General features: G+C 71.0%; 12 protein-coding genes. 4 read left to right on the top strand and 8 right to left on the bottom strand.

Annotated elements, in window-relative coordinates:
• Nucleotides 1-138: 138 nt before the first annotated feature.
• On the top strand, nucleotides 139-585 hold the full coding sequence (locus FB453_RS17745; RefSeq protein ID WP_486480315.1) for a hypothetical protein: 447 nt from the start codon (nucleotides 139-141) through the stop codon (nucleotides 583-585).
• A 165-nt stretch (nucleotides 586-750) separates the two neighbouring features.
• Here the strand turns inward: FB453_RS17745 and FB453_RS17740 are convergent, their stop codons facing one another.
• Nucleotides 751-2,127: a permease prefix domain 1-containing protein gene (locus tag FB453_RS17740; RefSeq protein ID WP_145791629.1), complete on the bottom strand. Its 1,377-nt coding sequence runs from the start codon at nucleotides 2,125-2,127 to the stop codon at nucleotides 751-753.
• Nucleotides 2,124-2,489: a PadR family transcriptional regulator gene (locus FB453_RS17735; protein WP_145791626.1), complete on the bottom strand. Its 366-nt coding sequence runs from the start codon at nucleotides 2,487-2,489 to the stop codon at nucleotides 2,124-2,126. The genes FB453_RS17740 and FB453_RS17735 overlap by 4 nt, the downstream gene beginning before the upstream one ends.
• Nucleotides 2,490-2,642: 153 nt before the next feature.
• Between FB453_RS17735 and FB453_RS17730 the strand changes: the two genes are divergently transcribed.
• Both FB453_RS17730 and FB453_RS17725 read left to right on the top strand, forming a co-directional pair.
• Nucleotides 2,643-2,930 carry a hypothetical protein gene (locus FB453_RS17730; protein ID WP_030488337.1) on the top strand — a complete coding sequence of 96 codons (288 nt, stop codon included), beginning with the start codon at nucleotides 2,643-2,645 and terminating at the stop codon, nucleotides 2,928-2,930.
• Between the two features lie 126 nt (nucleotides 2,931-3,056).
• A complete protein-coding gene (locus FB453_RS17725) occupies nucleotides 3,057-3,806 on the top strand; it encodes a phosphotransferase (protein WP_222431365.1) in 750 nt (249 codons plus the stop codon).
• 20 nt (nucleotides 3,807-3,826) lie between these two features.
• Here the strand turns inward: FB453_RS17725 and FB453_RS17720 are convergent, their stop codons facing one another.
• The 3 genes from FB453_RS17720 to FB453_RS17710 all read right to left on the bottom strand — a co-directional run bounded on the left by FB453_RS17720 (nucleotide 3,827) and on the right by FB453_RS17710 (nucleotide 7,191).
• Nucleotides 3,827-5,002, bottom strand: coding sequence for an MDR/zinc-dependent alcohol dehydrogenase-like family protein (locus tag FB453_RS17720; protein WP_486480314.1), 1,176 nt, complete (start codon nucleotides 5,000-5,002; stop codon nucleotides 3,827-3,829).
• Entirely contained in the window at nucleotides 4,999-6,453 is a 1,455-nt protein-coding gene (locus FB453_RS17715; protein WP_145791621.1) for an aldehyde dehydrogenase family protein, read from the bottom strand. The genes FB453_RS17720 and FB453_RS17715 overlap by 4 nt, the downstream gene beginning before the upstream one ends.
• An 81-nt stretch (nucleotides 6,454-6,534) precedes the next feature.
• Complete coding sequence (locus FB453_RS17710) at nucleotides 6,535-7,191, bottom strand: TetR/AcrR family transcriptional regulator C-terminal domain-containing protein (RefSeq protein WP_145791619.1); 657 nt, start codon at nucleotides 7,189-7,191, stop codon at nucleotides 6,535-6,537.
• Nucleotides 7,192-7,387: 196 nt separating this feature from the next.
• Between FB453_RS17710 and FB453_RS17705 the strand changes: the two genes are divergently transcribed.
• A complete protein-coding gene (locus FB453_RS17705) occupies nucleotides 7,388-8,560 on the top strand; it encodes an acyl-CoA dehydrogenase family protein (RefSeq protein WP_145791617.1) in 1,173 nt (390 codons plus the stop codon).
• A gap of 62 nt (nucleotides 8,561-8,622) precedes the next feature.
• Here the strand turns inward: FB453_RS17705 and FB453_RS17700 are convergent, their stop codons facing one another.
• The 3 genes from FB453_RS17700 to FB453_RS17690 form a co-directional block, all read right to left on the bottom strand.
• A complete protein-coding gene (locus tag FB453_RS17700; protein ID WP_145791614.1) occupies nucleotides 8,623-9,660 on the bottom strand; it encodes an aminotransferase class V-fold PLP-dependent enzyme in 1,038 nt (345 codons plus the stop codon).
• A gap of 61 nt (nucleotides 9,661-9,721) precedes the next feature.
• On the bottom strand, nucleotides 9,722-10,258 hold the full coding sequence (locus tag FB453_RS17695; RefSeq protein ID WP_145791612.1) for a SigE family RNA polymerase sigma factor: 537 nt from the start codon (nucleotides 10,256-10,258) through the stop codon (nucleotides 9,722-9,724).
• Complete coding sequence (locus tag FB453_RS17690) at nucleotides 10,258-10,869, bottom strand: permease-like cell division protein FtsX (protein ID WP_145791610.1); 612 nt, start codon at nucleotides 10,867-10,869, stop codon at nucleotides 10,258-10,260. The genes FB453_RS17695 and FB453_RS17690 overlap by 1 nt, the downstream gene beginning before the upstream one ends.
• Nucleotides 10,870-10,880: the final 11 nt, after the last annotated feature.

Here is a 10,880-nt window from a genome sequence, read left to right as displayed (position 1 = left end):
ACCGGACCTACATCAGCCTCACCCGAGCAGCCTGATCAACAACACCTGACACATCTATCGGGACTTCCCCTTGACACATGTCTCGGGACAGCACACGTCGAATGGCAGGTCAAGCCGGAGAACGCGCCGAAGCAGTTCATGGACTACAAGGGCGACTTCGGCAGCTTCCGGGGTCAGCGGGTGGGTGTGCAGCTCGACAGCGCGGTCAACGACGCCTTCGCCGCGTACAACCCACTGGAGAAGATCGACGCCCAGACCGGCGACCTCAACGTCGACCTGAAGCCGTTCGCCGCGAACATCAAGACCAGCGCGGAGGCCCGCCTCGCCACCGACGTGGACATCCTCTCGGTGACCATCACCCGGGTGAACCACGACGACAAGACCGAGGGCAACATCAAGGCGTTCCAGGACAAGCTGGCGCAGACCCGCAACCTGGAGCAGGACCGCAAGAACGCCGAGATCTCCAAGCAGATCACCGAGACCAACGCGACTGTCGACAAGGTGACCCGTTGTCTGGAGATCGCGGAGAAGAACGGCGCGAACCCGGGGCTCTGCATCAACCCGGGCATCGTCACCGGCAAGTGACCCGCAGCCCCAGGGCGATCACCATCGGCCACCTTCGCCGGGGCGGATACGGCATCAAGCGGTATACCTCAGAGGCATATGTACGCCCCTGAGGTATACCGCTCCCCGGCAGATCGACATGGCGGGCCAGCCGGGCGCACGGTGAGGCCGTGAGGAATTACTCGTCTAGGCGAAGCTGAACAGCGGCGGGAAGACGAGGACCACGATCCAGGCCCACGCGGCATACACCGGCAGGTAGCCGGTCTGCCACCGTTCGAGCGCCGCGAACGGCGTGCGCCGACGGATGAAGGACAGCAGCAGCCACGCCGACCACGCGAGGTTGACCAGCAGGATCACGTTCTCGCCGAGCGCGGCCGCCCGGTTCGGCGTGCCGCCGTACTCGTCGGTGATGCGCCCGGTGATCTCCAGCAGCACCAGCACGTCGATGGCCAACGCACTGACCACGAGCGCGAGTTGGAGCTTGTCGAACGGGCCGGGCGGGGCCAGCGGGTCACGGGCCGAGAGTGAGTAGAGCAGCAACCCCAGCACCACGACCAGCAGGAGGTCGAAGAGGAGCAGCGCCTCCCGCTCGACGTCGATGCCGTGGCTGGTCCAGACGACAGCGACGAGGAAGGCGAGCAGGGCGGCCGTGAAGAGCGGGGTGAACAGCCGGGTGAGGACCGGCGCGATGTTCTCGACGACACTCTGCTTGGCCTCGACGAGCCACCCGGCCACCACGACCGCGGCCGCGGCGCCACCGGGCAGCAGCCACTGCGAGATGAACGCCTCCGGGACGATCCCGATGGCCGCGAAGGTGTTGAACAGGAACGCGGAGAGCACGCCGCCACCGAGGGCCATCAGCACCAGGTAGATGAACCACTCGCCGGTGAACCGGATGAAGTCCATGCGTCGACGGGACGAGCGCCAGTCGTCGGCGACATAGGCCAGGCCGACCACCAGCCACAGGGCGATGGGCAGGTGGATGCTGGTGACGACAACGGACTGTGAATCGTCCGCCAGAGGGTAGGCGTTGGCCGCCACGGCGCCGAGGACGAAGAGCACCGCCAGTGCCGCGATCACCATCCGGCGGGCCCCCCGGCGCCAGGCCAGGTACGCCGCCAGCCAGGGCAGCGCGAACAGTGTGAAGTTCCGCGCGTAGAACGAGCCGTCGTCGGCGAAGCTCAGCCCGAACAGCGCTGGCGCCTTGACGGACACCACAGCACCCGCCGCACAGCCGAGCATGACCCACAGGTCCCGGCGGGAGCGGGTGCCGCCGACCGCGCTGCCGGAGTCGCCGGTCAGCACCAACTGCTTCCACAACCGTTCGGAGTGTTCCCGGGCGAACTCGCGGGACAGGTCGTCGAGGCTGCCCATTCGTTTCACCGCCACCAGGAACGCCTCGTCCGGGCTCAGGCCGGCGGCGACGAGCTCGTCGACGGAGCCACGAAGGTGGTCTTCCAGTTCGTCGGCGTCCACCGCTTGCAGCTCCCGGCGGCGCAGCACGTACTGGCGCCACTGCTCGAACTGCGCTTCAAGCTCCTGCGGCCCCTCGTGCGCCGTCATGCCAGGCCCTCCAACGGGTGCACCGTCAGCGGCGCGCGGTCGTGCCAGATCTCCTTGAGCGCACCCACCACGGTGTCCCACTGCCGGCGCTGTTCGGCCAGCTCGGCCAGACCCCGGTCGGTGATGCGGTAGTACTTGCGCTTCCGCTCGCCGGCGACCGCCTGCCAGCTCGACTCCAGGTGACCGAGGCGCTCGAGCCGGTGCAGCAACGGGTAGAGCAGCCCTTCGGTCCAGTCCAGCTCACCCCCGGACAGCTCGTTGATCCGCCGGAGGATGGCGTAGCCGTAGCTCTCGCCCTCCGCCAGGATGCCGAGCACCATCGGCGTCGCCGAGGCGGCGACCAGATCCTTGGCGACCCTCATGAAACCCCCCACTCCGAAACCTAGAGGTACGATGCATAGTACTGCTAGGTATCGCTCCCGGCGCAACGTCCCGGGGCGAGAGGTCAACCGAATCGCCGTTCCGGGGCAGCTGTGGTGCCGCGAACGGCATGGTCCGGGTTAGCCTTGGCGCATATGGCTACCTTTCGCAGCGCCTCAGTCCTCCTTTCCTCAGACGGCACCAGGACCCCCGGCACCGCCGCGCTCTTCGCCGAGCCGGCCCGTAGGGGCGGGATTCCGCCCTGGGCAGGCGACTTCCGACCCGCCAACAGTGCCGGCAACGGCCCCAAGAACGCGGTCGGAAAGACCTTCACCTTGGAGCTGCCCGACGGCAGCACCGGCAAGGTCGTCGTCCAGGGCCTCAAGAGCGGCAAGGGCGGCGTCGTGCTGGCGCTGATGGGCGAGGACGCCCCACCCTTCTGACCAGTCGCCCCGGCCTCGTTGCCCGGGTGCCCAGGGTTGGCCCATCCCGGGTCGACCCAGGGCACCTGGCCAACCCCGCCACCGCCCCCGACAAATCGCTGGGATGTCGATGGTCGGGTCGCGACAATGGCCGTTGTGCCGGAGGTCGAAGTCGTCGTCGCCCACCAGGAACGGGCGACAGTGCGCGTCGGCGACGTGTTCCTGAAGATCGACACTGATCCGGGGCGCACCGACGTCGAGGTCGAGGCGATGACGCTGGCGCCGGTCCCAACCCCCGAGGTTCTCTGGCGCAAGCCGCCCGTACTCGCGCTCGCCGCCCTTCCCGGAACGGCGCTTGGTCGCCTCGGCGAGCCGTCGACCGCGTCGCCAGCGGCGTGGGCCGCAGCGGGTGCCGCCGCTCGGAAGCTGCACGACGCGCCGCTACCGCCATGGGCCGGCCGCGACTGCGACGAGTTGACATCGCAGCTCGACGCCGAGTGTGAGTGGCTCGTCGCCAACGGCGTCCTCCCCACCGGCCTGGTCACGCGCAACCGCCAGGTCGCCGAGGCGGCGCTCCGGCCGTGGACCCCGGTGTTCACGCACGGCGACCTACAGATCGCCCACGTGTTCGTCGACGGTGACCAGATCACCGGCGTACTCGACTGGTCCGAGGCGTGCCAGGGCGACGCCCTCTTCGACCTCGCCACCTTGACGCTCGGCCACGAGGAGCACCTCGGCGACCTCCTCGCCGGTTACCGCGCCGACGTCGACCTCGACGTGATCCGCGCGTGGTGGTCGCTGCGAAGCCTGCTGGCCGTCCGCTGGCTCGTCGAGCACGGCTTCGACCCGTGGGCACCAGGCTGCGAAGTCGACGTGCTGAGATCGTCGACGCGCTGAGTTCCCGGCTGTGACCAGCGTCAGTCCAGGGTGACCACCCAGCGAGCGCCCTCACCCCGGGCCAGTCTGTCGAACGCCGCGGGCGCCTCGTCCAACGGAATCGTCCCGCTGACCAGCACACCCAGATCCAGTGCGCTGTCGGCCAGCTCGGCGGCCAGCACCGGCACCTCCCGGTCCGGATCGGACGAGCCGTACACCGAGGAGCGCAGCGTGCGCGCGGAGTGGAAGATGTCCAGCGCGCCCAGGCTGACCATGTCGTCCTTGGCGCCCATGCCGACCACCGTCACCGCTCCCCCGCGCCGGGTCAGCCGCCAGGCGGCGCGGATGGTGGCGGCCCGACCGACGCACTCGAAGGCGTGGTCGACGCCCCGGCTCTCGGTGCGCGCCCGTACCTCCTTGGAGAGCCGGTCGTCGGAGAGCAGAAAGTCGGTCGCCCCGGCGGCCAGCGCCAGGTCCCGTTTCGCCTCGGCGACGTCGATGGCCAGGATCGTCGTGGCACCGGCCCGGCGGGCCGCGCTGAGCACGGCGAGCCCGACCCCACCGAGCCCGACGACAGCGACCGACTCGCCGGGTGCCACCCGGGCGGTGTTCCGGACCGCGCCGACGCCGGTGAGCACCGCACAGCCGAGCAGTGCGGCCTGCTCGGGCGGCAGCCCGGCGGGGATCGGGATGACGGCACGCTCGGGTACCACGACCGCCTCGGCGAGCGCGCCGAGGCCGAGGGTCAGGTGCAGCGGGACCCCGTCGTCGGTCTCGCCGCGCGGCACTGTCGGGGCCGTGGTGTCGGCGCAGAGCCACGGCTCGCCTCGCCGGCACCACCAGCAGGCCCGGCAGGCCGGTGCCCAGTTGAGCACGACCGGTGTGCCGACGGTCAGCTGACTGCCCGGCCCGACCTCGGCCACCACGCCGGTCGCCTCGTGCCCGAGCACCAGTGGGAACCTCGCGGCGAGGGTGCCGTTGACCATGGACAGGTCGGAATGGCAGACACCGGCCGCCCGGATCGTCACCCGCACCTCGCCGGGGCCGGGCGCTGGCAGGCGTACCCGCTCGACCCGCAGCTCGGCGCCGGACCCTCGTGCGACCAGCGCGCGAACAATGACCGGCGCGGACGCCGGCTCGGTGCCGCCGCCCGGCGCGGCCGGGGACAGTTCGGTGCCGCCACCCGGCACGGCCGGGGACAGTTCGGGGTCGGTCATCGCTGGATCGCCTTCAGCTCGCAGAACTCGGCCAGCCCGTGCACGCCCAACTCCCGGCCCAGGCCGGACTGCTTGTAGCCGCCGAACGGGGCGAGCGGGTTGAACGGCGCACCGTTGATGTCGACAGCGCCGGTGCGCAGCCGCCGGGCCACGGCGAGCGCCGCGTCGGTGTCGGCGGACCAGACCGCGCCGGCCAGCCCGTACTTCGAGTTGTTGGCGATGGCGACCGCCTCGTCGGTGTCGGCGAACGGGATGACGGCGAGCACCGGGCCGAAGACCTCCTCCTGGGCGAGCGCGCTGTCGGGGTGCACGTCGGCGAAGACGGTCGGGGCGACGAAGTGCCCCCGGGTCGGCACCGGGGCGTCGGGCCCGCCGGCGACCAGCCGGGCGCCGTCGGCGAGGGCCCGGTCGATGTGGCCACGCACCCGCTCGGCCTGGGCGGCGGAGACCAGCGGGCCGAGCCGGGTCGCCGGATCGAACGGGTCGCCGAGTCGGTAGCCGGCCACCGCCGTGGCGATCAGGTGGAGGGCTTCGTCGTACCTGTCGCGGTGCACCAGCATCCGGGTCCAGGCGGTACAGGTCTGCCCGGAGTTGAGCAGGGCGTTGCCGACGCCCACCTTGACGGCGGTGGCCAGATCGGCGTCGGGGAGGATCACGTTGGCGGACTTGCCGCCCAGCTCCAACGCGACCCGGGCGATCCGGTCGGCGGCGAGCCGCATGATCCGCGCGCCGGTGGCGGTGGAGCCGGTGAAGGAGACCAGGTCGACGTCGGGGTGCCCGGCAAGCGCCTCACCGACCACCTGCCCGGTGCCGGGGACCAGGTTGAGCACGCCCGGCGGCAGGCCGGCTTCGGTGACCGCGTCGAAGAGCAAGTACGCGGTCAACGGGGTCAGCTCACTGGGTTTGAGCACCACAGTGCAACCGGCGGCCAAGGCGGGTGCGAGCTTCGCCATCACCTGGTGCAGTGGGTAGTTCCACGGGGTGATCGCGCCGACCACACCGATCGGCTCGCGGACGACCAGGGAGTTGCCGATGCTCTCCTCGACCGGCGCGCGGGCGGCGAGCGCGACGTGGTCCCGCAGCACTGTCAGGGGGAGCCCGACCTGCACCCGGGTGGCGAGCTTGAGCGGCGAGCCCAGCTCCACGGCGATGGTGCGGGCGAGGTCGTCGGCGCGGGCGCTGAGCGCCGCGTGCAGCCGGTCGAGGTGGGCGGAGCGCTCGGCGGGGGTGGCGCCCGACCAGCCGGGAAACGCGGCCCGGGCCGCGGCCACGGCGCGATCCACGTCGGCCGGGGTGCCGGCCGGCACCTGCCCGATCAGCTCTCCGGTGCTCGGGTTCTCCACGTCGATGAGACCAGCGTCGGCGGGAGGCTTCCACTCCCCGCCGACGTGCAGGTGGCGCCGGAGGCGCAGGGAGTCGGGCAACAGCGACGGCGGGGCGGCGAGGTCCATGTCGTCCCTTCGAGGGTGGGCGATGGGCGATGGCGACGGGGGTCGAGACGGGCGATGAAACTAGCGCTGGGAGTTTGGACGCTACCCCTTGGGCCGGGCGGACTCCACCGTGTCGACGGTGCGGGTGTACTCGGCGGCCAGACCGTGCAGCAGGGCATCCAGGCCGAGGGCGAAGGCGCCCTCGTCCACGCTCTGCTGGTGTTCGGCGAGCCGGTGGGCTTGGCGCAGGTGCGGGTAGTGCGCCGCGTACAGCTCCGGGTCCTCGACGAAGCCGCGGGCGAACGAGCCGAGCGCCGACCCGGCCACGAAGTAACGCAGCGCCGCGCCGATGTGGGTGGCGCGGGCCGGCGGCCAACCGGCCCGGACCAGCCCGCCGTAGACCGCGTCGGCCATGGCGAGGGCAGCCGGTCGCCGACCCGGCCCCTGCGCCAGGTACGGCACGATGTTCGGGTGCGCGGTGAGCGCCCGCCGGTACGACCACGCCCAGTCCCGCAGCGCCGCGAGCCAGTCCCGGCTGGCGAAGCCGCTGGTGTCGACGGCACCGGTAACCGTGTCGGCGACCGCGTCGAGGATCTCGTCCTTGGTGGCGAAGTGGTTGTAGAGCGAGGGGCCCTGTACGCCGAGCGCGGCGGCGAGTCGGCGGGTGGAGAGCGCGCCGAGCCCGTCGGCGTCGATCAGCGCGAGCGCCGTCTCGACGATCCGGTCGCGGGTGAGCAGAGGCCGTCGAGGTCGGGGCACGTCAGAACTCCTCGGTCTGCGGTGTCCCTCCCCGTGGGAACCACCTGTTCACGCACCCTATCGGGGACCGCCCGCGGGCAGGCGTCACCATGTCGGCCGGAGAAGGGGTCTGGACGAATGAAAACTTACACCGCTAGTTTATGAGGAACCGCTACGGCCCGTGGCGGCACACCACCACGCCGACCGAGGGGGAACCGTGGACTTCGCACTGTCCGACGAGGAACGCGCCGTCCGGGACACCGTGCGCGCGTTCATCACCCGCGAGGTGATGCCCCTGGAAGCGGAGGTGCTCCGCCGGGAACGGGCGCACCAGCCGGGCCTCGACCACTCCGAGGTGCGCGAACTGCAACTCAAGGCGCGCAAGTTCGGCTTCTGGGGCCTGGCCACCCCGGAGGAGTACGGCGGGATGAACCTGCCGGCCGTACTCCAGTCGTTGATCTGGACCGAGCTGGGCCGCACGTTCGTGCCGTTCCGCTTCGGCGGCGAGGCGGACAACATCCTGTTCCACGCCACCGAGGAGCAGAAGCGGGAGTTCCTCATCCCGACCATCGAGGGCGAGCGACGCTCCTGCTTCGCGATCACCGAACCGGGCGCCGGATCCGACGCGGCAAACATCCGGCTGTCCGCCCGCCGTGACGGCGACGACTGGATCCTCGACGGCGAGAAGACCTTCATCACCGGCGGCCACGACGCCGACTTCGCCATCGTGGTCGCGGTGACCGACCGGGATAAGGGCGCCCGCAACGGCGGCGCCACCGCGTTCCTGGTGGACCGGTCGATGGGCTGGCGCTCCGAGTTCATCCAGACGATGGGCGAGGGCGGGCCCGCGTCGCTCATCTTCGACGGCGTACGCGTGCCGCACCGCAACATCTTGGGTGAGATCGGGCAGGGCTTCACGCTCGGCATGGAGTGGATCGGCAAGGGGCGCTACACCATCCCGTCGCACGCCATCGGCATCGCCGAGCGGGTGTTGCAGATGGCCATCGAGTACGCCAACACCCGGGAGACCTTCGGCACGAAGATCGGCACCAACCAGGCCATCCAGTGGATGATCGCCGACTCCGAGACGGAGCTGGAGGCGGCCCGCTGGCTGGTGCTGCGCTCGGCGTGGACGGTCGACGCGGGCCTGGACCCCCGGCACGCCTCGTCGATGGGCAAGCTCTACGGCGCCGGCATGGTCAACCGGGTGGTCGACCGGGTGCTCCAGATCCACGGCGGCATGGGCTACACCCGAGAGCTGCCGATCGAACGTTGGTACCGGCAGGTCCGGCTCTACCGGATCTTCGAGGGCACCGACGAGATGCAGCGGCTGATCATCTCGCGGGACCTGCTGCGCGGCTACACGAAGATCGGTGGCCACCTGGCCTGAGCCGGACGTCTGATGCCGTCGAGGACGGCCGGCTGCACGCCCGGCCGTCCTCGGCGCCAGGTTCAGCCGGTCAACGCCGTCAACGCGGCGTCCACGTCGGCCTCGGTGGAGTAGATGTGGAACGAGGCCCGGACCCGTCCGGCGCGCACCGCCGCCCGGATGCCGGCCGCCGCGAGGCGCTGCTCCGCGCCCGGCACGTCCACACTGACGATGGCGCTCTCCCCCGGTGCCCGGCCCAGCCCGGTCAGGAACCGGTTGGCCAGCGCCACGTTGTGCGCCCCGATCACCGGCACACCGATCTCGGCGACCACCTCCAGGGCGGGCGCCGCACCGACCCAGCTGAACCAGGCCGGTGAGATGTCGAACCGGCGGGCGTCGTCGGCCAGCCGCAGCGGCGGGCCGTAGTAGGAGGCGTGCGGGTCCCGGCCCGCGTACCAGCCGGCCGCGTCGGGGCGCAACCGCTCACGCAACCCGGGGGCCAGATAGGCGTACGCGGTCCCGCGCGGATTCATCAGCCACTTGTAGCCGCCCACCGCCACCGCGTCGGCCCGGCTGCCGTCGAACGGCAGCCAGCCGCACGCCTGGGTCGCGTCCACAGCCACCAGCGCGTCGTGAGCGCGGGCCGCGGCCACGATCTCGTCGTACGCGGCGACCGCCCCGTCGGCCGACTGGACCAGGCTGAACGCCACCAGGTCGGTGTCGGCGTCGATGGCGTCGACCAGCGACTCCAGCGGCACCGTGCGGACCTTGACGCCACGCTCCTCCTGAACCAGCCAGGGGAAGAGATTCGAGGTGAACTCGACCTCGGGGACCACCACCGTGGCACCCGCCGGCAGCGCCGCCGCGACCGGCGCGAGGAGCTGGGACACCGCCGCGCCGACCGCCACGTCAACGACCGGCACCCCGATGAGGTCGGCGAAGGTGACGCGAGCCCGGTGCGTCGACTCGCCCCAGCCCTCCCACGACGTACGACCAACCCGCCAGGCCGCGAGAGCCTCCTGCAACGCCGCCCACGCCGGCTCCGGCGGCAACCCGTAGCTGGCGGTGTTCAACCAGCCAGGCTCCGGCTGCCACAGCTTCTGCGCCTGCTCAATCTCCATGCCGTCGACGCTAGGCGGGGCGACGGCGAACGGGCACGGCCAATCGGCGATCGGCGGCCTGTCAGAGGCGGACGAAGTCCTGACCGAGCAACGCCCGCAGCTTGGTCAACGCGCGGGCGTTCTGCATCTTGACCACCGACACGGAGACGTCGAGGGTGCTGGCGACGGCGTCGACGCTCTGGTCCTCCCAGTGCCGGAGCACCACGATGGCCTGGTCGCGGATCGGCAGGGTGGCCAACGCCTGGAGCAGGGCGACGTGTAGCTCCGTGGTGTCGTCGGGCCGTTGCGGCGACCCCTCCGGCAGCTCGGCGAGCACGACCTCGGCGGCGCCGCGCCGCTTGTTCTGGTCGAAGACGGCGTTCATGAGGACCCGACGGCTGTACGCCTCAAGGTTCGCGGTGTGCCGGATCCGGCCCCAGTTCGCGTACATCTTCGCGAAGGTCGTCTGGGTCAGGTCCTGGGCGAGGTGCCAGTCGCGACACATCAGATAGGCGGTACGCCGAAGCCTCGGTGCGGTGGTCTCGACGAAGGTGGTGAACTCCGCCTGCTGGGCGCTCTGCTCACGCCGTCGAGCCGCGCCCCAGCGGGCAGCCGCCATCAGTCGACCGCCGACGCGTTGGTGCCGGCCGGGCAGTCGATGCCGATGATCTCGTCGACCCCGGAAAGGCGTTTGACGCGCTCAGCCAGCTCCGCGTACCTCGACCGCACGACGAGCGTGATCCGGAATGACTCCGGCAGTTGGCTGGGCACGATGTGGTCGACGAGTTCGGGAGCGTCCGCGTACACCTTCTTGAACTTCTTCAGCGCCTCTTCGCGGCTCTCATACACCACCGTCCCGACCGCCGGGTCCGCGTCCAGCGCGCGGTTGACCGCGCTGCGCTGCTGGTCGGTGATCTCGGGAGCAAGGTAGACCGCGGCGTCGGTCGCGGTCTCGTCAGCGGGGGCCTGGCACGCCCTGTTCACGAGCATGCCGAACGCCGCCGGCACCGTCGTCGGTGGCGGCGCCGACCGTTGCGGCGGTGTCGCCACGTTCACCGCCCCCACCGCCGCGACGGCGATCACGGCGGCAACACCTGTCGCCACCAGCCGTTGTCGGCGTCGACGCAGGCCGGTGCCGGCGGTCACCGCGTCACCGACCAGGTCGACCAGGGGTAGTTCCGGCTCGTCGGCGACAGCGCGGTCGAAGAGCACCCGTAGGTTCTGATCCATGTTTCCTCCGT

This window comes from Micromonospora sp. CNZ322 (genome assembly GCF_007827755.1).
Note: the sequence above shows the minus strand (reverse complement) of the source record. Positions and strands in the feature narration are given on the sequence as shown.

What these genes read in the sequence shown, in the direction of transcription:
- FB453_RS17745 (WP_486480315.1), top strand. Translation starts at nt 139, where the DNA reads ATGGACTACAAGGGCGACTTCGGCAGCTTCCGGGGTCAGCGGGTGGGT.
- FB453_RS17740 (WP_145791629.1), bottom strand. Translation starts at nt 2,127, where the DNA reads ATGACGGCGCACGAGGGGCCGCAGGAGCTTGAAGCGCAGTTCGAGCAG.
- FB453_RS17735 (WP_145791626.1), bottom strand. Translation starts at nt 2,489, where the DNA reads ATGAGGGTCGCCAAGGATCTGGTCGCCGCCTCGGCGACGCCGATGGTG.
- FB453_RS17730 (WP_030488337.1), top strand. Translation starts at nt 2,643, where the DNA reads ATGGCTACCTTTCGCAGCGCCTCAGTCCTCCTTTCCTCAGACGGCACC.
- FB453_RS17725 (WP_222431365.1), top strand. Translation starts at nt 3,057, where the DNA reads ATGGCCGTTGTGCCGGAGGTCGAAGTCGTCGTCGCCCACCAGGAACGG.
- FB453_RS17720 (WP_486480314.1), bottom strand. Translation starts at nt 5,002, where the DNA reads ATGACCGACCCCGAACTGTCCCCGGCCGTGCCGGGTGGCGGCACCGAA.
- FB453_RS17715 (WP_145791621.1), bottom strand. Translation starts at nt 6,453, where the DNA reads ATGGACCTCGCCGCCCCGCCGTCGCTGTTGCCCGACTCCCTGCGCCTC.
- FB453_RS17700 (WP_145791614.1), bottom strand. Translation starts at nt 9,660, where the DNA reads ATGGAGATTGAGCAGGCGCAGAAGCTGTGGCAGCCGGAGCCTGGCTGG.
- FB453_RS17695 (WP_145791612.1), bottom strand. Translation starts at nt 10,258, where the DNA reads ATGGCGGCTGCCCGCTGGGGCGCGGCTCGACGGCGTGAGCAGAGCGCC.
- FB453_RS17690 (WP_145791610.1), bottom strand. Translation starts at nt 10,869, where the DNA reads ATGGATCAGAACCTACGGGTGCTCTTCGACCGCGCTGTCGCCGACGAG.